Genomic DNA, 20,203 nt, shown 5'->3' on the forward strand with positions numbered 1-20,203 from the left:
ATCCCTAAATTCGGCATTCACAAATCTTGTTCATGAAAAAATGGCTTTTGTTTTCCTGTAGTTATGCTCTTGCCTTTACTGCTTCCGCACAAAAAACCCTGATCGGTTTCACCGCTTCCAACAGCGAAAAGCAGGTGGAATGGGAAAAGACCTTCGATGCACAGATCCAGGCCGAAGACCTGGATGCCTGGATGAAGTTCCTGACAGCGCATCCCCACCACGTGGGGTCGCCCCAGGGGAAAGCCAATGCGACCTACATGGTCAACCTCTTTCAGCAATGGGGATACCAGGCCGAACTGGCAACGTACTCGGTTTTATTTCCCACGCCGAAAACAAGGGTGCTCGAGCTGTTGGGCGACAAACCGTATAAAGCAAAGCTGGAAGAACCAGCAATTCCCGGCGATCCCTACACGGCACAAAAAAGCGAACAACTCCCTACGTACAATGCGTTTTCGGCGGATGGCGATGTTACCGCACCGCTGGTCTTTGTCAACCGGGGCGTTCCCGATGACTATGACGAACTGGCGAAAAGAGGCATCGACGTCAAAGGCAAAATAGTCATTGCCAAGTACGGCGGTTCGTGGCGCGGCATCAAGCCCAAAGTGGCTTACGAACACGGTGCGATCGGTTGCATCATCTACAGCGATCCTGCCGACGATGGGTACGTGCAGGGCGATGTGTACCCGAAGGGTGCCTTTCGTCCAAAGGACGGTGCGCAGCGTGGCTCAGTGATGGACATGCCGGTATACCCCGGCGACCCGCTGACGCCGGGTGTTGGTTCAACACCCACGGCAAAACGCCTGGACAGGAGCGAGGTAAAAACCATCATGAAAATCCCTGTGCTGCCCATTTCGTACGAAGACGCACTGCCACTCCTGCAATCCCTCGAAGGCGACGTGGTGCCCGCAGCCTGGCGCGGCGGATTGCCTCTCACATACCACCTGGGACCCAGCAAAGCGCCGGTACACCTGAAGCTGCAATTCAACTGGGACCTGAAACCACTATACAACGTGGTGGCCAAACTACCCGGTACCGAGATGCCCAACGAATGGGTGATCCGCGGCAACCACCACGACGCATGGGTCAATGGTGCGGAAGACCCGGTTAGCGGACTGGTAGCCGAAATGGCGGAAGCAAAAGCGTTGGGTGAATTATACAAAAAAGGTTACCGTCCCAAACGCACCATCGTGTACTGCGCATGGGATGGCGAAGAGCCGGCGCTTCTCGGCTCTACCGAATGGGCCGAAGACCACCAGGCAGAACTCCAGCAAAAAGCAGTGGCTTACATCAATTCCGACGGCAACGGCAGGGGCTTTATCGGCGCCTCCGGCTCGCATACGCTGGAGCCTTTCTTCAACCAGGTGCTCGACGATGTTGTAGACCCGCAGACCGGTGTTTCGGTGAAGGAAAGACGCTATGCAAAAGATATCGTTGCTGCGAATAGGGACGCAAGGCAAAAAATGTTCGGTAACAAAACCATCAAACTCGGCGCACTGGGTGCCGGTTCGGACTATTCGCCGTTTATCCAGCACCTGGGTATTGCCTCGATGAACCTGGGTTTTGGTGGTGAAGACGAAGCCGGCGTTTACCATTCCATTTACGACAACTACACGCACTATACCCGGTTTGGCGATCCGGGCTTTCAGTATGGCGTGGCGCTTGCCAAAACAGCCGGCCGCGTAACCCTTCGCCTGGCCAATGCCGATGTGCTGCCGTTTGATTTTTCGGCTTTTTACAAAACCGTTGCAGACTATACGGCGGAAGTGAAAAAACTGCTGGACGATAAACGAACCGACGTTCAATTGAAAAAAGACCTGGCAGAGAAAAAACTGTTTGTACTGGCAAGCGATCCGCAAAAAAAATATACCGAAACCGCCAACGATAGTTTGCCGCCTTACCTGAACTTCAGTCCTCTTGATAATTCGTTGTTGCAATTAAAAGAAAACACGGTTGCGTTTGCAGCGCTTTACGGCAATGCCACACAGCTCCCGGCCGAAACGCAAAAGACCCTCAACGATCTTTTGTTCAAAGCCGAACGCAGCCTGACGACAACGAAAGGTTTGCCCCGCCGCCCGTGGTACAGGCACACGATCTACGCACCGGGTTTTTACACCGGCTATGGTGTGAAAACCCTGCCGCAAATCCGCGAGGGAATTGAGCAGGGCGCCTATGGCGAAGCACAGGACGGTATCGACACGGTAGCGAAAGCACTGGAGGCCTACAACGCGTATCTCACAAAGGCGATTTTGCTCTTGCGAAAAAGTTCTTAACACCTTCGCACCTACCTTTGGCCCGGCCAAAGGTTTTTTGTTTATGAAACTACCGGAAGCGTTTTTAGAATCGTTGGAGGGTGTTGCCGGTTTCGAACGGGAGCCGTTTGTTGCGGTGCACGAAAAGGAAGAAGGTGTCACGTCCATCCGGATCAACCCGGCGAAATGGACAATGGGTGATACCGAGTCGACAGGCTCACCTTCACCATTCACCATTGACCATTCACGCCTGACTCCCGTGCCTTGGTCGCGTTACGGTTTTTACCTGGACAAACGTCCTTCCTTTACGTTCGACCCGCTTTTCCATGCGGGTTGTTATTACGTGCAGGAAGCGTCGAGCATGTTCCTGGAACAGGCGCTTACACAACTGGCTGACCTGTCGGAACCGTTAACTGTTTTGGACCTCTGTGCCGCACCGGGCGGCAAGTCGACCCACATCCAGTCATTGCTCCACCCGGCAAGCCTGCTGGTGAGCAATGAAGTGATCAAATCGCGAAACCCTGTCCTGATCGATAACATCGTCAAATGGGGCAGCAGCAATGTTTTTGTTACCAACAACGACCCGAAAGCTTTTCAAAAACTACCGGGTTATTTTGACGTGATGGTCGTCGACGCCCCCTGCAGCGGCAGCGGGCTGTTTCGGAAAGACGAATCGGCTATTGCCGAATGGAGCCCGAATAACGTTGTGCTGTGCAGCCAGCGCCAGCAGCGAATCCTGGCCGACGCCCTTCCGGCGTTAAAAGAAGAGGGGCTGCTGGTTTATTCCACCTGTTCGTATTCGACAGAGGAAGACGAGGCCATCATGGACTGGCTGGTCCTGGAAATGGAGATGGAAAACGTGGCGCTGGCCGGAAATCTTGCAGACGGTATCGTTGCGACAACATCACCAACAACGAAAGCAGCCGGCTACCGCTTTTATCCCGACAAGATCCGGGGTGAAGGTTTTTTTCTTTCCTGCTTCCGGAAAAAAATCGGCGGTCCACAGGCCCGGTTGAAAGTGAGCAAACCCGAACTGTTGCCTGCCCGGGAAAAAAAGATCATCGGAGAGTGGGTGAACGAAACCGGGATGGAGTTCTTCCGTTTTCGTAACGGTATCATTGCGGTGCCGGCGCATCGCGTAAACGATTTTGCCCAATTGCTTCCCCTGTTGAATTTGCAGTATGCCGGTGTAGCCGTCGGCCAAATCCTGAAGGAAAAGCTGGTGCCGGAACATGCGCTGGCGCAAAGTCTTTTGCTGCCGGAAACGGTTGCCGCAACCGATTTGGATTACGCAGCTGCCATCCGTTACCTCCAACGGCAAGACCTACCTGTTGTACCGCAAACCCTTGGCTGGCAGGTGGTTCGGTACGAAACAAAAAACCTGGGCTGGATCAATGCGCTGAAAAACAGGGTGAATAATTACTACCCGAAAGAAATCAGGATTTTAAAACAGAATAACACGCCTTTTGCGAAATAATAGGCATATTTGTGAGCATGAATAAAAACCGGAACACCTTGCGGTACACCCGGTTGTGAAAAACCAAACTTTATCCACCATGAAGAAGTTTATCTTGCTAACGTTTGTTCTGGCGCTTTGTAGCGGTGTTTTTGCGCAGGAGATGATTGCCCGTCACAACGAGAGAGGCATGTATGTTGTTCACACCGTTGCCCCCAAAGAGAATTTTTATTCGCTGGGCCGCATGTACAATGTTTCCCCAAAAGAAATTGCCGCCTTTAATAACCTGACTATGGAAAAAGGTCTGAGCATCGGCCAGACCGTGAATGTGCCGCTGACCACTCAGAATTTTTCGCAGGAATCGGCAACAAGTCACCCGGTTTATTATGTCGTGGGTGAAAAAGAAGGTCTGTACCGTGTGAGTGTGCGGAACAATAAAGTGCTCATGGCCAACCTGCGGAAATGGAACAACCTGAGTGCCGATGCCATTTCAACGGGACAAAAGTTGATCGTTGGTTACCTGGTCTCGTCGGACAACAGCCTTGCCGCCGCAAAACCGGCACCGGAAAAACACGAAGCAGTTAAAGCCGCCGAAGAAAAACCGGCACAAAAGATCCAGGACGAAACAGTGGTGCAGAGAAAAGAGGAAGAGCGACCGCTGAAAGCAGAAACGTCCAAAGAAACAACGACGGTTCCCGAACGGAAAACGGAGCAGCCGAAGGCCACTACGGCAGCCGTGAACGACGGCAACGGCGGTTATTTCAAAACATCTTTCGAAGCACAGGTCAAATCACAACCTCTTCGCAAAGACGAGATGGCCGCAGCCGGAATTTTCAAAACCGCCAGCGGCTGGCAGGATGCAAAATATTATGCCTTGATCGATGGCGTGGAGCCTGGAACGATTGTGCGTGTTGTCAACCCAAACAATAACAAAGCAGTTTATGCCAAGGTACTCGACAAAATGACGGGTATCCGTCAAAACCAGGGTTACGACATCCGCATTTCCAACGCGGCAGCCACAGCGCTCGACATCAGCGACACGGAGAAATTTTTTGTACGGGTCAATTATTAATTCGAAAATGTTTACTAAAAAAGGCGGAAGAAATCTTCCGCCTTTTTTTATTCGGACCGGTGGTCCCTGAAATCGTTGCTCACGTTGGCGAGGCGCCGACGGCAGCGAATCCTGTTTTCTTTTTACAAACCTTACTAAAAATGAACCCTGCTTGACTCGGCGTGCAATCCAGACTATACCTATTTATTCAAACCGGTAGCCCCGCAAAAATTCGTCAACACTCATTCGCTTCTTTCCTTCGAGCTGCATCTCCTTCACCTGAATAAAGCCATCGGAGCAGGCAAACTTCAGGTAGGTTTTGCGGTCGGTTTCATATTCACCCGGTGCAATTGCCGGTAGTTGTTGTTCTTTGCTGTCCCTGTAAATTTTCAACACCTTGCCGTTAAAAACCGTGAATGCACCCGGGTAGGGAGAAAGTCCCCGGACCAGGTTGTGCACATCGGCTACGGGACGGTTCCAGTCGATGCGGCAGGTCTCGGTAAAGATTTTGGGTGCGTGCTTCAGTTGGAAATTGACCGTGGTGGATGATGCATAGGAGTCTGAGGTTTTGGAATCTCCTGCTGACCCTTCACTGTTCACCATTGACGACTGTGGTTTTTCCTTCAGGCTACCCTCTGCCAATCCCTTGACAGTTTTTACCAGGAGGGTAGCACCCACCTCTTTCATGCGATCATGGATCTCGCCTGCCGTTTCATCATCACCGATCGGGATGCGATCCTGCAAAAGAATGTCTCCGGTATCAATTTCGTGTTTCAATTTGAACGTGGTGACGCCGGTTTCCTTTTCTCCGTTGATAATAGCCCAGTTGATCGGGGCGGCACCGCGGTACTGCGGCAACAGGGAGCCGTGAACATTGATCGTGCCGAGTGGTGGCATATTCCACACCAGTTCGGGCAGCATACGAAACGCTACCACCACCTGCAGATCGGCTTGCAGGGACCGCAATTCTTCCAGAAACGCGGCGTTCTTTAATTTTTCCGGCTGCAAGATCCGCAGGCCGTTTTCGACCGCGTATTTTTTTACGGCACTTTCCTGCAGCTTCATTCCCCTCCCGGCAGGCTTGTCGGGTGCAGTAACAACACCAACCACGTCGTAACCGCCCTTCACCAGCGCATCCAGAGAAGCAACGGCAAATTCCGGGGTGCCCATGAAAACAATCCGGGGAGACGTATGCGTATCAGCTGTGGTCCTATCGGAATCAGAAGTAGAGGAATGATTCATTCTTTCGTTTAAAAAACGGCCTGACAAATCGGTTCCTAGTTTGAACCGGCAAAAATTGCTTCTTCCACCAACTGGCAAAAAATATGGCCGAGCAGGATGTGGCTTTCCTGTATGCGCGGCGTATCGGCAGACGGAATGTTGATCAGGTAATCACTCAGTCCTTTCATCACGCCACCCGTCATGCCGGTAAAGCCGACGGTGACAATTCCTTTCGCCCTGGCACTTTCAAACGCCTTGACGATATTGGCCGAATTGCCAGACGTGGATAGCCCGATGAGCACATCGCCCTTGTTGCAGATTCCATCTACCAAACGTGAGTACACGACATCGTAACTATAGTCGTTGGCCACGGCCGTGAGGTAAGAGGTATTGCAATGCAACGCTTCAGCCGGCAGCGCCCTGCGATCCGTATAAAAACGGCCAGAGAACTCTGCCGCCAAGTGCTGTGCATCTGCCGCGCTGCCGCCGTTGCCACAGAAGTAAATCCGGTTACCGGCCTCCAGTGCCTTTACCGTTGCATCTACAACCGACGAAAGGGTTTGCAACAACTCTTCGCTTTCCAGCACCTGCTTTTTGGTTTCTATCGATGCCTCAATGATTTTCTTGATCTTTTCCATATTTCAGATACACCATGTTTTTAAGCCGTGCTCCACAAACTGGTATGCTTTGTGGTGCCCGCCAAAGGATTTCAAACTTTCTATAACACTGTATTTGGTTGTGCCGGGACAATAAAAGATCATGAACCCGCCACCGCCTGCACCGGAAATTTTTCCCCCGGTGGCACCGGATTTCTTCGCGGTTTCGTAAAGTTCTTCCATCAGGGGATTGGAGATGCCCCGGGCCATTTTCCGCTTTTGCTGGTAGCCATAATCGAGGATTTCGCCAAACTGGTGCAGCTTTCCTTTCAGCAAGGCTTCTTTCATCATCTGCGCCTGCTGCTTTAGCTGGTGCATGGCTTCCACCGATTGCTCGTTCTTATCCAACACGTTCTTCGACTGCTCTTCGATAATTTTTGCTGATTCGCGGCTGGTGGACGTATAATAGAGCACCAGGTTGTTTTCCAGTTCAAAGAGGTATTCCTGCCGTATGCGAAGCGGGTTGACGATCACTTTGTCGTCTTCGTAAAACTCCATGAAGTTGACGCCACCGAAGGTTGCAGCATATTGGTCCTGTTTGCCGCCGGCCCATTTCAGGTAGGCCCGTTCGATCTGGTAGGCATAATGCGCAACATCGTACTCGCCCAGTGGCAGTCGAAGCATCTCGGCAAAGGCACCGATGATGGCCACCGCGAGGGTGGACGATGTTCCCAGGCCCGAGCCGGCCGGTGCATCCACAAACGTGGAAAGACGGAAACCTTTTTGCGGTATGCCGTAATCTTTCTGAATGCAGTTGTAAACGCCTTTCAACAGATCCAGATGGCCGTTGAGAGGGAGTTGCGGCGCAAAATCAAATATGGCCTGCTCGTTCCTGTCGTTGGCCACCAAAATAATTTTTTGCTCGTCCAACGGTTCGATCGTCGCCTGGGCATAAAGCGAGATGGTGGCGTTCAGGATAGCGCCTCCATACATATCGCTGTAAGGGCTGACATCCGTGCCGCCACCGGCCAAACCTATTCGTAATGGTGCTTTGCTTCTGTAAATCATCGTCAATAAACCGTGGCGTTGTACGCTGTTTTGATCGGCAAACGATCAAAGTCCGGCCATCTCTACTATCGCTTTTGTGAGATTGGCCCAGGCGTACTTTCGCTTTTCGCTGCGAAGATGCGGAATAAAATAATCTTCACCTACTGCATAAAAGTGAAGAATGGCGTCGGCAATGGACCGTGGGTCCGGCTCCGCAACCAGGCCTACTTTTTCGTGCGGCACCAGGGCCGGAAGTCCGCCGACATTGGAAACCACCATCGGTTTTTCAAAATGATAGGCGAGAGGTGTCACGCCGCTTTGCGTTGCGTTGCGGTAGGGCTGCACCACGCAATCGGCAGCCGATAAATACTGGCGCACTTCGCTGTCGGGGATAAAGGCTGTTTTCAGGATAACGCTGTCGTGCAGGTTGTATTCGCGAATAATATCGAGGTAAGGCTTTTCGTCTTCGTAGAACTCGCCGGCAACCAGCAGCTGGATGCCTTCTTTCCGGATGCGCTCATCGGCCATTGCTTTTAATAGAATATCCAGGCCTTTGTACTGCCGGATAAAACCAAAAAACAGGATGATCTTTTCATCTGAAGCAAGACCAAGATTCTTTCGTGCTTCGATTTTCGGAAGAGCTGCGCCGAAGTTGTCGTACAAGGGGTGCGACACCAGTTGTGCGGGCTTCGTTGGCTCAAAGGTCCGAAGGTCGGCCAGCACTTTTTCACTCATGGTCACGAAGGCATCACAGGCCTTTAAAAAATAGCGGGTGAAAGGTTTGTCGCCGGGGCGGTGTTCGTGGGGGATCACGTTATCGGCAATGCACACAATTTTTGTGTGCCCGTTCTTTCTTACCTGGCGCAGGATGGTGCCAAGCGAAGGGCCCATGAAGGGCAGCCAAAAGCGAACGACGATCAGGTCGGCCTTTTCTTTCCGCAGTTTTCTGCCAACTGCCAGCCAGTTCAACGGGTTGATGGAATTGATCAGGGAACGGATGCGCAAACCCTGCGGAGCCGGCTCATCGGAAAACTGCGATTTTCCCGGGAAAAGAAGAGAAGGATATTGCAGCGAAAAGGAAACGAGGGAACAATCTGCGCCCTGCCGGTTGAACTCTTCGGCCAGCCGGTGGTTAAACGTCGCCAGACCGCCACGGAGAGGATGTGCCGGGCCAATGATGATCACCTTCATTACAAGCCGATTTTATCTTCTACAAGATAAGCGTTCCGGCCCGGCGCATTGCGTGCCACCAGTTCCGAAACAAAGCCGGCCAGGAACAACTGCATGCCGATGAGTATGGCCACCAGCGCCAGGTAAAACGGCGGACGGTTGGTTAGCGGGAAATCCGGGAGTACGATCTTGGCGATCACGAGGTAAATGGTCATTCCAAGACCCAGCAGGAAAAAAATGCTTCCCCATAAACCGAAAAAGTGCATCGGCCGCTTGGAAAATTTGCCAACGAATGAAATCGACAGCAGGTCGAGAAAACCGTTGATGAAACGGCTCCAGCCAAACTTGGAGATCCCGTATTTGCGTTTGCGGTGCTCCACCACTTTTTCGCCGATCTTTTTGAAGCCCGCCCATTTGGCCAGCACCGGGATGTAGCGGTGCATTTCGCCATACACTTCGATACTTTTCACGACTTTTTTCCGGTAGGCTTTCAGGCCGCAGTTGAAGTCGTGCAGGTGAATATCCGATACCTTCCGGGTAACAGCGTTGAACAATTTCGATGGAAGGTTTTTTGTCAGCTTGTTGTCGTAGCGCACTTTTTTCCAGCCACTCACCAAATCGTACCCTTCAACGCTGATCATTTGGTAGAGTTCGGGAATTTCGTCGGGACTGTCCTGCAGGTCGGCATCCATGGTAATCACCACGTCGCCCTGGGCGGCTTTGAATCCTTCGTTCAGTGCGGCAGACTTGCCATAGTTCCGCTGGAACTTAATTCCTTTAATGCGGTCGTCGGCGGCACGCAGGCTCTCGATCACGGTCCAGGAATCATCCGCACTGCCGTCATCGACCAGGATAATTTCAAAGGTCAGATTATTGGCGGTACAAACCCGCTTGATCCAGTCACACAATTCGGGAAGGGATTCAGCTTCATCCAGCAGCGGAACAACAAGCGAAAGATTCATACGATGATTTAGGATTGGAAAAAATTGTCCCTTTCAACAACAGGCGGCTGCCGTCTCAGGATGAAAGCAAAGATCAGGGCAAAAAGGCCGGTCACACCGACGGCATAGAGGTAGGATTTCAAAAAATCAAACACCGTAGCGTGAAGGATCTGTTCCTTCGACGCATCCATGGTCTGGATGAGTTGATCGATCTCTTTTTGCGGACGCTTGGCGGCGATCAGCAGGTTTTCCGAATTGGCACGGAACGTATCGAAAAAGCCGGGATTGCCATAACGGAGATAAACGAAATAGGTAACTGCAAAAAACGCTTCGAAGATCAGCACCGCGATAAACATGGTTTTGAACACTTCTTTCATTTCGATCCAGCCGCCGTTTTGCTGCCGCAACTGGCGGCCGCAATAAAAAAGCATTCCCATTACAACCAGGTAACCTACGATGGCAAAAAGCGTGTAGTAAAACGGATTGGCTGCTCCGACGCTGTGACGCAGCACGACAAACAGCGCATACACCACACCAATGATCAGTCCCCATTTAACACCGTGGGAACCGCTGTTGACGGTTTGTTCAGTATTCATAAAGGCCCCAAAAATACTTTGTCTCCATTAATTATTCCAACTGCCTTTCCGGTGAGCTCTTTTCCGACAAAGGGAGAGTTGCGGGAGCGGGAAACAAAACGTTCCGGTCGCCACTTCTCATCAGGCTGGAAAAGAGAAAGTGTCGCCGGCGCCTGGAGAGAAACCGTTGCGGACGGCAGGCCGAAAATGCGGCGCGGTGCAAGTGAAAAAATCTCCGTCAGCCGCTCTGCAGAAAGCGAGGGCAAACTCGTTTTCACAACGCCCAGCGCCGTCTCCAACGCGATCATGCCATTCTTGGCATATTCAAATTCCACGACTTTGTGATCGGTATGATGAGGAAAATGGTGCGAAGCGATACAATCCACCGTGCCGTCGAGCACCGCCCGGCGCAATGCGTCTCTGTCTTCGGCTGTGCGCAGCGGTGGCGAGAGTTTCAGGTTGGTATCGTAGCCCACCAGGTCTTCGTCGCAAAAGTATAAGTGAGCGGGAGTCACAGAGCAGGTTACGCGAATTCCATCCGCTTTTGCTTTTTGAATGCAGGCAAGGCCTTTGGCTGTCGACACGCCGGTAAAATGAATTTTCGAACCCGTGTATTTCGCCAGTTCGATGTCGCGGCTGATCATGATCTCCTCGGCAATCGCCGGCCTCCCGGGCAGTCCCAATTGCGTAGACACAACCCCCTCGTTCATCAACCCGTTGGCGCTGACCGACTGGTCGTCCGGCACCTGCACCACAACCTTGTCGATCGCCTTTACGTACTGGAGGGCCTTGAGCAAAATTCCCGCCGATTGCACCGGGTGAATTCCATCGCTGAAGGCAACAGCACCGCTTTGCGCCATGTCGTACATTTCCGAGAGTTCTTTTCCCTCGGCTCCTTTGGTGATGGCACCCAGCGGGTGCAGGTTCACCGGGCTGCTCCGGCTGCTTTTCACCAGGTATTCGACGCCGGCTTTCTGCGAAACGACAGGGACGGTATTGGGCACCAAAAGCACGTCGGTATAACCGCCGTGCGCTGCCGCAAAGGACCCGGTGTGCAGGGTTTCACGGTATTCCAGCCCGGGGTCGCAGAATTGCGAAAACGGGTCGGCAAATCCCGGCGACACATGTAGGCCGGGCAGTGAGACCGTTTGCGCTGCTTCGCGGTTGATCGTACCGATTTCTGAAATAATTCCGTCGTGGATGAAAATAGAAACCCGTTGCAGATGAAAACTAGAGGAGGGGTCGCTGACAGTTACATCTTTTAAAAGAATGTCCATTAAGCAGCGAAGATAAGTTTTCGATACATACGATTTTGAAGCTGCTTTTCATGGATAAAAAAGGAAGATTTCCCCGTGCGGCCAAAACAGGCTGAAACCCTTCACACCTATTTATTTTGGCCGATTGCTGCGAAATACCAAAAAAGGAAGATATTTACGCCTTTCATTGAAAAACATCATTCACCCAAAATCGAACAAATGAAGACTGCCCTGATTACGGGTATCACAGGCCAGGACGGAGCCTATCTTGCCGAGTTGCTGTTGGAAAAAGGCTATATGGTGCACGGCATCAAGCGCCGTTCCTCGCTGATCAACACGGATCGGATTGACCATCTTTACCAGGATCCACACGAAAAAAATGTCCGCCTGAAGCTGCATTACGGCGACCTGACGGACTCGACCAACCTTATCCGGATCATCCAGGAAACACAACCGGACGAGATCTATAACCTTGCTGCCATGTCGCATGTGAAGGTGAGTTTCGACACGCCGGAGTACACCGCCAATGCCGACGGCATCGGTACGCTCCGCATCCTGGAAGCCATTCGCATTCTCGGGCTGGAAAAGAAAACCAGGATCTACCAGGCGTCCACTTCAGAGCTCTATGGCCTTGTGCAGGAAGTGCCCCAAAGGGAAACAACGCCGTTTTATCCCCGCAGCCCCTATGGCGTAGCCAAACTTTATGCCTACTGGATCACGGTAAACTACCGCGAAGCCTATGGTATGTTTGCCTGCAACGGTATTTTGTTTAACCACGAAAGCCCGCTGCGCGGAGAAACCTTCGTAACCAGGAAAATCACCAGGGGGGTGGCAGCGATTGCCAGTGGTCACCAGGACTGCCTCTACATGGGTAACCTAGACGCACGGCGCGACTGGGGTCATGCCAAAGACTACGTAGAGGCCATGTGGCGCATCTTGCAGCAGGATACCCCCGAAGATTTTGTGATCGCTACCGGCGTCACCACCAAGGTGCGGGAGTTTATTTCCATGGCCTTTGCCGAAGCAGGCATCACGCTTGAATTTGAGGGTCACGGCCAGGATGAAAAAGGTGTGGTGGTGTCTTGTGATAACCCGGACTTCCAGTTGCCGGTCGGCAAAGTGGTGGTGGCGATCGACCCGGCTTATTTCCGTCCTACGGAAGTGGAGCTGCTCATCGGCGACTCAACAAAGGCCCGTACAAAACTGGGTTGGGAGCCAAAGTACGACCTGCAAATGCTGGTACAGGAAATGATGGCTGCCGATCTGAAAAAAGTGTCTACTTATGCCCAGGCCGGCGCGGAGCAAATCTTCTCCTATATCAACCGCTTTGAAGAAAGATAAACGCTTTTAAAAAACCAGACACAAGCGGGGCCACAAGCGTCCCGCTTTTTTTATGACCAAAAGGCAATCGCCTGCTGGAAAATTTTACGTGAAACCGGGCAAAATTTTTCGTAAGAATTCAGCCAGTGATTTGAAATAATTCGTGTAATTCGTGTCCAAAAATTCGTGTTGAAATGAAGTACAGAAATTTTCAGGGAACAGAAGTCTCGGAGATCGGCCTCGGCACCTGGCAACTGGGCAGCGCCGATTGGGGCACCGTAAACGACGATGAAGCATTTGCCATCCTGCAGGCTTTTGTTGATGCCGGTGGGAACTTTATCGACACGGCCGATGTCTATGGAATCGGAATGAGCGAACGGGTGATTGGATGGTTTTTAAAAACCACCGGCAAGAACCTGTACGTAGCGACCAAGCTGGGGCGGCGCGGAGACGGCACTTGTGGCTGGCCGCAAAACTTCACCCTGGAGTCGATGCGAAGCCACGTGGAAACGTCGTTAGCCAACCTGGGTGTTTCGCATTTGTTTCTGGAACAACTGCATTGCATTCCCACCGATGAATTACGTGCGGGGACTGTTTTCGACAACCTTCGCCAACTGCAAAAGGAAGGACTGATCCAACACTGGGGTGCCAGCGTGGAAACAAGCGAAGAGGCCCTTCTTTGCCTGGAGCAGGAAGGCCTGGCTTCCCTGCAAATCATCTTTAATTTATTTCGCCAGCATGTGGCAGACGAGGTGTTTGCCAAGGCCAAAGAAAAAGGCGTAGCGCTCATTATCCGTGTGCCGCTGGCAAGCGGCCTTCTCACCGGGAAGTTCTCAGAGACAACAGCATTCGCTACAACCGATCACCGCAACTACAATGCAAACGGCCAGGCCTTTAATGCCGGCGAAACCTTTTCGGGAATTGAATTTTCGGAAGGAGTCAAACTTGCGCAGCAGATCAAGACCCACCTGCCTGACGGTCCGATGGCCCAATGGGCCCTGCGGTGGATACTGGATTTCCCCGAGGTCACTACCGTAATCCCGGGTGCCACCAGTGTGCAGCAGGTACAGAACAATGTAGCGGCATCGGAACTGCCATCCCTGCCAGCAGCACAGCATCAAACATTACGTTCCCTCTACGACGATGAAATTCAACCCAAAATCAGGGGACATTATTAAGTGTCCATCATCAAAAAACGCAGCAAATAAAATTGAAAGAGCCGCGTTCGTTTGTGCGGCTCTTTCATTTGCGTGACAAGATTTGACTGTCTACCTATTCATTGACGATTCGACTTAAATCGGGATAACAAAAAAGCCGTTCTTTTCAGAACGGCTTTTTATCGGGCAAAACTTTATGTTATTGCTATCCTTTTCGCCTTACACTTTTTGTGCTTTGGCTTTGGGCGCTGTTTTTCCGGCAGGCGTCGTATCGTTCGAAGCACCCAGTGGCTTTTTACCGCCCAGGTCAACCAGGATCGGCGCAGCCACAAAGATGGACGAATACGTACCGGTGATGACACCGATCAGCATGGCGAAGGCAAAACCTTTTGTCACTTCACCACCCACCAGGAACAGGATCAGGATCGTCAGGAACACGGTCAGCGACGTCATGATCGTACGGCTCAACGTTTCGTTGATGGCGCGGTTGATCACGGTTTCTTTCGGTGCACCTACCAACTGACGGCTGTATTCACGGATCCGGTCGAACACGATCACGGTATCGTTCATCGAGAAACCGATCACCGTCAACACCGCCGCAATGAAGTGCTGGTCCAGTTCGAGGGGGAAAGGCACGATGTTCTTCAGGAACGAGAACACGGCCAGCGTAACCAATACGTCGTGCAACAGGGCAACGATTGTACCCAGTGAATAACGCCAGTCACGGAAACGAATGAAGATGTAAAGGCAAATGATCATCAGGGAAAAGATGGTCGCCTTGATCGCACCGTTTTTCAAATCATCTGAGATCGTCGGCAATACGGTGGTTGTACCGATGATGTTCTTGGATCTGAACTGTGCATAGGATGTTGCCGGGGCATATTTACGTAAACCCTCCATCAGCTTTGTGCCAACAATAGAGTCGGTCGCCGGCGATGAGTTGGAGATCTGGTAAGAGGTTGTGATATCCAACTGCTGGTTGTTACCAATGGTTTTGATCACTGGCGCTTCACCGAAGGCATGCTCCAGGTCTTTGCGTACGTCCTCCACCTTATCGGAGATCGGCTGATCGAAGTGAACGATATAGCTGCGGCCACCTTTGAATTCCACGCCCTGGTGGAAACCGTTGAAGATAGAACCAACACCCAGGATCAATACGATCGCAGAGATCACGTAGGCCACCTTGCGGTATTCGATGAACCTGTAAGTCGGGTGCTTCAGGATTTTGCGGGAAATCGGGGTAAAATATTCGAGGTGACGCTTTTTGTTCGTAAACCATTCTGTTACCCAACGGCTAACCAGGATACCACAAAACAGTGACAGGAGGATACCGATGATCTGCGTGGTTGCAAAACCTTTTACAGGTCCCAAACCAAACGAGAACAGGATGATCGCAGTCAGCAATGTTGTAACGTGGGCATCCAGTACCGGCGGCAGGGAGCGTTTGTAACCCTCGTTTACGGCCGGGATATAACCTTTTCCTTTCGACAGTTCTTCTTTGATACGCTCATAGATGATCACGTTCGTATCCACGGCCATACCGATGGTCAGTACCAAACCGGCGATACCGGGAGCCGTTAACGTAGCACCCAAACCGGTCAATACACCAATGGTGAAGAGCAGGTTCAGGATCAGGGCGATGTTGGCAACCCAACCGCTGGTGTTATAATAAACCAACATCAGCAGGAAGATGACGATAAAGGAGATCACAAAGGCCAGGATACCGCCTTTGATGGCGTGTTGACCAAGTGTAGGACCAACCACCTGCTCCTGAACAATCTTCGCAGGAGCGGGGAGTTTACCGGCCTTCAGGATGTTGGCCAGATCCTGTGCTTCTTCCAGCGTGAAGTCGCCGGAGATTTCCGTACGGCCACCGGTGATCTTGTCACGGGCAACCGGAGCGGAGTAAACAATGTCGTCCAGCGTAATGGCGATCGGACGCTGCTCTTTGTTCGATGTTTCCGTCAGGCGGCCCCACTTCTGATTACCGGCAGGACCGATGTCCATGGTAACCGTAGGCTTTCCACCCATCTGGTCGTAGCTCTGAGCGGCGGTTGTGATCACATCGCCTTCCATCGGCGCCTTTTCGCTGTTGGCGGTTTTCAGCACCCAGAACGGAACAACGTTCAACCGCTTGCCATTGGCATCGCGGCCCGGGATACCGAAAGAGAAACGAGCATCGGCAAGACCGGCTTCGGTAAACGCACGGCGCACAACATCGCTGTTCAGGTACGTCCGTACCAGGTCGGTATCTCTTGCCGCAACGACCAAACCATAACCTGCCTGCTGGAATAATTTCAGCAGCGGATTATTGCCGGCAAGCGCAGAAGTATCAGCCGCTTTGGCGGTCGTGTCGTTCAGAGTCGACAATTTCTTTACACCAGATGTATCGGTCGTTGTTGTTTTTGCCGTATCAACGCGGGTTGGTTGCGGTGTAGCTGTCGTTGTATTTGTTGCCTTCTCGAGAGCGGCTACATTTTTATCAGCGTTGACAAGAGCCGTATAAAATTCTTCGGGCTTATACGTCAGCCAGAATTGCAGGTTGGCAGATGACTGCAAATATTTGCGCACCCTTTCCTGGTCCTGCAAGCCGGGCAATTCAACCGTAATCACACCACGTTCCTTGTTTGGGTTGATGTTGGGCTGAGCCACGCCAAACTGGTCGATACGAGTTTGCAAAACGCGGAAAGTCCGCTCAAAAGCGGCATTGGCTTCTTCGCGGATCACCCCGATCACTTTGTCGTCGGCGTCTTTTGGTGAAATCTTCCCGGCGCTGGCAGCGGCGAAAAGAGGAGCGAGGGGAGCATTGTTCGAAGCTTTTTTGTATTCCTCAACAAAAAGGGTAACAAAGTCGGCGCTGCTGTTGGCTTTGCGTGCATTGGCACCTTCCAGTGCTTTCTGGAAGTTTGCGTCTTTGCTGTTGTTGGCCATGGAGCGCAGGAGACCCGACAGTTCCACTTCCAGCGTTACGTTGATACCGCCCTGGAGGTCAAGGCCTAGGTTCAGTTCTTCACCTTTGGCTTTTTGGTAAGAGATCGGTCCGGTAACGCCAAAGTAAATGTTTTCTTCTTTGGTACTGTCAAGCAAGCGTTTCAGACGGTCTTTGTACAGTTCGGCTTTGGTGTTTTCGTCAGCATTCGGGTAATTCTGACTCACAAATTGCTTTGCTTTTGCCTCCATTTTCCTCTCATGGCCGCGGACAACCCATGTAAAGGACAGCTCATAAATCGAGTAGACGATGAGCAGGATGGTGAAAAAGCGGATGAGGCCTTTCAATTGCATAAAACGAAATTTTAGGTTCCTCTCGTCGGAGGTGTTTTTTTTAGAGTGGGCAAAGATATATTTTTCACCTTATATTCAGCCGTTTCCGAACGGTCTTTTCAACTACCAAATTACCCTGTTCAAAGGCGGTTTCGCTATATTTTAGCGGAATGTTGACGTTTTCAAGGCTTCTTCTTTGCGCATCACTGCTGGTTTGGATCGCCTCCTGTTCATCGCTCAGGAACGCCACACCTACACAGGAACTGAAACAAAATCAATCCGCCTGGCCCAAAACGGATACCTTTCTCCTGCATTTGCTGCAGCAACATCCGAACGATTTCGACACGCTTCTCCGGCACAACGACCGGTGGAAGATCAGGATCATTTACACACAGATCGACCGGCAAAAACGAAATGCACCCCGGCTGAAACATTTTTATTTCAACCTCGATCCGCGGGATTATTTCTACCCGGCTTCCACGGTTAAACTGCCGGCAGCCCTGCTTGCGCTGCAAAAGCTGAACGAACGGAAAATGGCGGGCCTGGATAAAAACACGACCATGATCTCCGAATCCGGCGGCCCGGGGCTGCCGCCGCTCTTTAACGATCCATCCTCCGGCGACGGCCGGCCAACGGTAGCGCAGTACATCAAAAAAATCTTTCTGGTAAGCGACAATGAAGCGTATAACCGCCTTTACGAATTCCTGGGACAGGAATACCTGAATAACACCCTTCACCACATGGGATACGACAGTGTGCAGCTCCTGCACCGCCTACAGGTAAGCCTTTCCGAAGAACAGAACCGCACAACAAACCCGGTCCGTTTTTACGACACCGCCGCCAATGTCGTTTTCGAACAGCCGTTGCAACACAGTGCCCTGGTTTACCAAAAGCGGCAGGACCGCATGGGAACGGGATTTATCAGCGCGGGGCAACTGGTTCAAAAGCCGTTCGACTTTTCGCAGAAAAACCGCTTTCCCCTGGCCGACCTGCATTCCGTTTTGCAAAGCGTTCTGTTTCCCCGATCGGTGCCGGCCAAACAACGATTCCGGCTGACAGGCGACGATTACCGGTTTGTTTGGACCTGCATGTCGATGAAGCCAAAAGAATCCCGTTTCCCGCAATACGATTCACGCTATTCCGATGCTTACGTCAAATTCCTGCTGTATGGCGGGCAGGGGCCGATCAGCAATCCTTCGATCCGCGTTTTCAACAAAGTTGGTGACGCCTATGGCTTTTTACAGGACGTGGCCTACGTGGTGGACTTTGATAAAGGAGTGGAGTTCATGCTCAGTGCTTCGATCTATTGCAACAGCGACGGCATCTTCAACGACGACAAATACGACTACGACACGGTAGGCTTTCCCTTCCTGAAGCATTTGGGCGAAGCCATCTACCAATACGAAGTACAGCGAAAGAAAAAAAGGCTGCCGGACCTTTCGGGATTCAGAATGAACTACACCGATTCATCCGGCAGACAATGAACGTGAAACAACAATCGTTTTTTTGATAGGCTCAATTCTGTATCTTCCGAAAATTGCATGTGTTTCCGCCTGGCAATTGCTAAATGACAAGGGCCGCCGCACGGACACAAAGCTTATTTTTGACACTTTACAAAACCGCATTGCATGGAGTTATCATCAATCTTAACACGCTTCAGTGAACCCGAAACCCTGCGCATGGCAAAATTGGGACGTGAACTGCGTGCCAAAGGACTGGACATTACCGACTTAAGCCTGGGCGAACCGGATTTTGACACGCCGCAACACATTAAGGACGCGGCTAAGAAAGCCATAGACGAAAACTGGAGTCACTATACACCGGTCTCCGGCTACCTGGACCTCCGCGAAGCGGTTTGCCACAAACTCCAGCGGGATAACAACCTGTCTTACCAGCCGGAAAACATCGTTGTGTCGACCGGCGCCAAGCAAAGTCTTGCAAACGCCATTCTCAGTATTGTGGATGCCGGTGATGAAGTGATCATTCCCACACCGTTCTGGGTTTCGTATGCAGCGCAGGTGCAACTGGCCGGCGGTTCGGTAAAGCTGATCCGCAGTCACCTGTCCAACAAATACAAGATCACGCCGGAAGAACTCGAGCGTGCCATTACGCCGAAAACCAAGCTGTTTATTTTTTCTTCGCCCTGCAATCCCAGTGGCGCCGTATACAATGCAGAAGAACTGGCGGGACTCGCAGCGGTTTTCGAACGCCATCCAAATATCTTTATCATCTCCGACGAGATCTACGAATACATCAATTATGGCGGCCGGCATTACAGCATCGCCGCCCATGAATCGCTGAAAGACCGCGTTGTGGTGATCAACGGGCTGAGTAAGGGTTTTGCCATGACGGGTTGGCGCCTTGGCTACATGGCAGCGCCGCTGCCGGTTGCCAAAGCCTGCGATAAAATCCAGGGGCAGTTCACCTCTGGTACCAATGCCGTTACCCAGCGGGCCGCCATCACAGCACTAACATCACCACTTGACGCAACGAAAACAATGGTCGCCGAATTTGAAAAGCGGAGAGCCCGGGTAATGGACCTGATGAAAGAGATCGAAGGCTTTCGTTTTGCGGAACCCGATGGCGCATTTTATGCCTTCCCCTGCATCGACGCGTATTTTGGTAAATCGAATGGAAGCGAAACAATCTCCAACGCCGATGATTTTGCCATGTACCTGCTCAACCAGGGACATGTTTCAACGGTGACCGGCACGGCCTTCGGCGACGAACAGTGCATCCGCATCTCCTTTGCCAACAGCATGGAAAATATTGAAAAGGGCTTCCACAGGATTAAAGAAGCCGTCAGCAAACTGAAATAAAAAGGGAGCCGCCAAGGCTCCTTTTTTCGTTGCACTTTTTCGCCTCTTCCTTCGAGGAGGTGATGCTGCATTTCAATATATTAT

Annotated in this window: 15 protein-coding genes; 7 read left to right on the forward strand and 8 right to left on the reverse strand. The window is 51.7% G+C overall.

Going from position 1 to position 20,203, the window contains the following annotated elements; all coding sequences use genetic code 11:
- Positions 1–32 precede the first annotated feature (32 nt).
- From D6024_RS12650 to D6024_RS12660, 3 genes are all read left to right on the forward strand, one after another.
- Positions 33–2,270, forward strand: coding sequence for a transferrin receptor-like dimerization domain-containing protein (locus D6024_RS12650; protein WP_121354995.1), 2,238 nt, complete (start codon positions 33–35; stop codon positions 2,268–2,270).
- 43 nt (positions 2,271–2,313) lie between these two features.
- Positions 2,314–3,726 (forward strand): methyltransferase RsmF C-terminal domain-like protein, encoded by a 1,413-nt coding sequence (locus D6024_RS12655; protein ID WP_121354996.1) that lies wholly within the window; start codon positions 2,314–2,316, stop codon positions 3,724–3,726.
- Positions 3,727–3,805: 79 nt separating this feature from the next.
- Positions 3,806–4,777: a LysM peptidoglycan-binding domain-containing protein gene (locus tag D6024_RS12660; RefSeq protein ID WP_121354997.1), complete on the forward strand. Its 972-nt coding sequence runs from the start codon at positions 3,806–3,808 to the stop codon at positions 4,775–4,777.
- A 183-nt stretch (positions 4,778–4,960) separates the two neighbouring features.
- Here the strand turns inward: D6024_RS12660 and fmt are convergent, their stop codons facing one another.
- Genes fmt through D6024_RS12695 form a run of 7 tightly spaced genes read right to left on the reverse strand, consistent with a single transcriptional unit; the run spans position 4,961 to position 11,583 of the window.
- Positions 4,961–5,998: a methionyl-tRNA formyltransferase gene (gene fmt / locus D6024_RS12665; protein ID WP_240410023.1), complete on the reverse strand. Its 1,038-nt coding sequence runs from the start codon at positions 5,996–5,998 to the stop codon at positions 4,961–4,963.
- Positions 5,999–6,033: 35 nt separating this feature from the next.
- Entirely contained in the window at positions 6,034–6,615 is a 582-nt protein-coding gene (locus D6024_RS12670; protein ID WP_121354999.1) for a D-sedoheptulose-7-phosphate isomerase, read from the reverse strand.
- A 3-nt stretch (positions 6,616–6,618) separates the two neighbouring features.
- Positions 6,619–7,641, reverse strand: a complete 1,023-nt coding sequence (locus tag D6024_RS12675) for a GHMP family kinase ATP-binding protein (RefSeq protein WP_121355000.1) — start codon at positions 7,639–7,641, stop codon at positions 6,619–6,621.
- 45 nt (positions 7,642–7,686) lie between these two features.
- Positions 7,687–8,811 carry a glycosyltransferase gene (locus D6024_RS12680; RefSeq protein ID WP_121355001.1) on the reverse strand — a complete coding sequence of 375 codons (1,125 nt, stop codon included), beginning with the start codon at positions 8,809–8,811 and terminating at the stop codon, positions 7,687–7,689.
- Positions 8,811–9,752, reverse strand: coding sequence for a glycosyltransferase family 2 protein (locus D6024_RS12685; protein ID WP_121355002.1), 942 nt, complete (start codon positions 9,750–9,752; stop codon positions 8,811–8,813). Before D6024_RS12685 ends, D6024_RS12680 begins: the two co-directional genes overlap by 1 nt.
- A gap of 8 nt (positions 9,753–9,760) precedes the next feature.
- Complete coding sequence (locus tag D6024_RS12690) at positions 9,761–10,327, reverse strand: DUF4199 domain-containing protein (RefSeq protein WP_121355003.1); 567 nt, start codon at positions 10,325–10,327, stop codon at positions 9,761–9,763.
- Positions 10,324–11,583, reverse strand: a complete 1,260-nt coding sequence (locus D6024_RS12695) for a dihydroorotase (RefSeq protein ID WP_121355004.1) — start codon at positions 11,581–11,583, stop codon at positions 10,324–10,326. The genes D6024_RS12690 and D6024_RS12695 overlap by 4 nt, the downstream gene beginning before the upstream one ends.
- 198 nt (positions 11,584–11,781) lie before the next feature.
- Between D6024_RS12695 and gmd the strand changes: the two genes are divergently transcribed.
- A complete protein-coding gene (gene gmd / locus D6024_RS12700; RefSeq protein ID WP_121355361.1) occupies positions 11,782–12,903 on the forward strand; it encodes a GDP-mannose 4,6-dehydratase in 1,122 nt (373 codons plus the stop codon).
- Between the two features lie 173 nt (positions 12,904–13,076).
- On the forward strand, positions 13,077–14,060 hold the full coding sequence (locus D6024_RS12705) for an aldo/keto reductase (protein ID WP_121355005.1): 984 nt from the start codon (positions 13,077–13,079) through the stop codon (positions 14,058–14,060).
- Between the two features lie 198 nt (positions 14,061–14,258).
- Here the strand turns inward: D6024_RS12705 and secDF are convergent, their stop codons facing one another.
- Complete coding sequence (gene secDF, locus D6024_RS12710) at positions 14,259–17,321, reverse strand: protein translocase subunit SecDF (RefSeq protein ID WP_121355006.1); 3,063 nt, start codon at positions 17,319–17,321, stop codon at positions 14,259–14,261.
- A 149-nt stretch (positions 17,322–17,470) separates the two neighbouring features.
- Here secDF and D6024_RS12715 point away from each other — a divergent pair, with 149 nt between their 5' ends.
- Both D6024_RS12715 and D6024_RS12720 read left to right on the forward strand, forming a co-directional pair.
- Positions 17,471–18,784, forward strand: a complete 1,314-nt coding sequence (locus tag D6024_RS12715) for a serine hydrolase (RefSeq protein ID WP_121355007.1) — start codon at positions 17,471–17,473, stop codon at positions 18,782–18,784.
- Between the two features lie 144 nt (positions 18,785–18,928).
- Complete coding sequence (locus tag D6024_RS12720; RefSeq protein ID WP_121355008.1) at positions 18,929–20,119, forward strand: pyridoxal phosphate-dependent aminotransferase; 1,191 nt, start codon at positions 18,929–18,931, stop codon at positions 20,117–20,119.
- Positions 20,120–20,203 lie beyond the last annotated feature (84 nt).

Origin of the sequence: Flavisolibacter nicotianae, from assembly GCF_003628535.1 — a bacterium.
GTDB lineage: Bacteria > Bacteroidota > Bacteroidia > Chitinophagales > Chitinophagaceae > Flavisolibacter > Flavisolibacter nicotianae.

Excerpts from the sequence above, each read along its gene's own strand:
- D6024_RS12650 (WP_121354995.1), top strand. The coding sequence starts at position 33 with ATGAAAAAATGGCTTTTGTTTTCCTGTAGTTATGCTCTTGCCTTTACT.
- D6024_RS12655 (WP_121354996.1), top strand. The coding sequence starts at position 2,314 with ATGAAACTACCGGAAGCGTTTTTAGAATCGTTGGAGGGTGTTGCCGGT.
- D6024_RS12660 (WP_121354997.1), top strand. The coding sequence starts at position 3,806 with ATGAAGAAGTTTATCTTGCTAACGTTTGTTCTGGCGCTTTGTAGCGGT.
- fmt (WP_240410023.1), bottom strand. The coding sequence starts at position 5,998 with ATGAATCATTCCTCTACTTCTGATTCCGATAGGACCACAGCTGATACG.
- D6024_RS12670 (WP_121354999.1), bottom strand. The coding sequence starts at position 6,615 with ATGGAAAAGATCAAGAAAATCATTGAGGCATCGATAGAAACCAAAAAG.
- D6024_RS12675 (WP_121355000.1), bottom strand. The coding sequence starts at position 7,641 with ATGATTTACAGAAGCAAAGCACCATTACGAATAGGTTTGGCCGGTGGC.
- D6024_RS12680 (WP_121355001.1), bottom strand. The coding sequence starts at position 8,811 with ATGAAGGTGATCATCATTGGCCCGGCACATCCTCTCCGTGGCGGTCTG.
- D6024_RS12685 (WP_121355002.1), bottom strand. The coding sequence starts at position 9,752 with ATGAATCTTTCGCTTGTTGTTCCGCTGCTGGATGAAGCTGAATCCCTT.
- D6024_RS12690 (WP_121355003.1), bottom strand. The coding sequence starts at position 10,327 with ATGAATACTGAACAAACCGTCAACAGCGGTTCCCACGGTGTTAAATGG.
- D6024_RS12695 (WP_121355004.1), bottom strand. The coding sequence starts at position 11,583 with ATGGACATTCTTTTAAAAGATGTAACTGTCAGCGACCCCTCCTCTAGT.
- gmd (WP_121355361.1), top strand. The coding sequence starts at position 11,782 with ATGAAGACTGCCCTGATTACGGGTATCACAGGCCAGGACGGAGCCTAT.
- D6024_RS12705 (WP_121355005.1), top strand. The coding sequence starts at position 13,077 with ATGAAGTACAGAAATTTTCAGGGAACAGAAGTCTCGGAGATCGGCCTC.
- secDF (WP_121355006.1), bottom strand. The coding sequence starts at position 17,321 with ATGCAATTGAAAGGCCTCATCCGCTTTTTCACCATCCTGCTCATCGTC.
- D6024_RS12715 (WP_121355007.1), top strand. The coding sequence starts at position 17,471 with ATGTTGACGTTTTCAAGGCTTCTTCTTTGCGCATCACTGCTGGTTTGG.
- D6024_RS12720 (WP_121355008.1), top strand. The coding sequence starts at position 18,929 with ATGGAGTTATCATCAATCTTAACACGCTTCAGTGAACCCGAAACCCTG.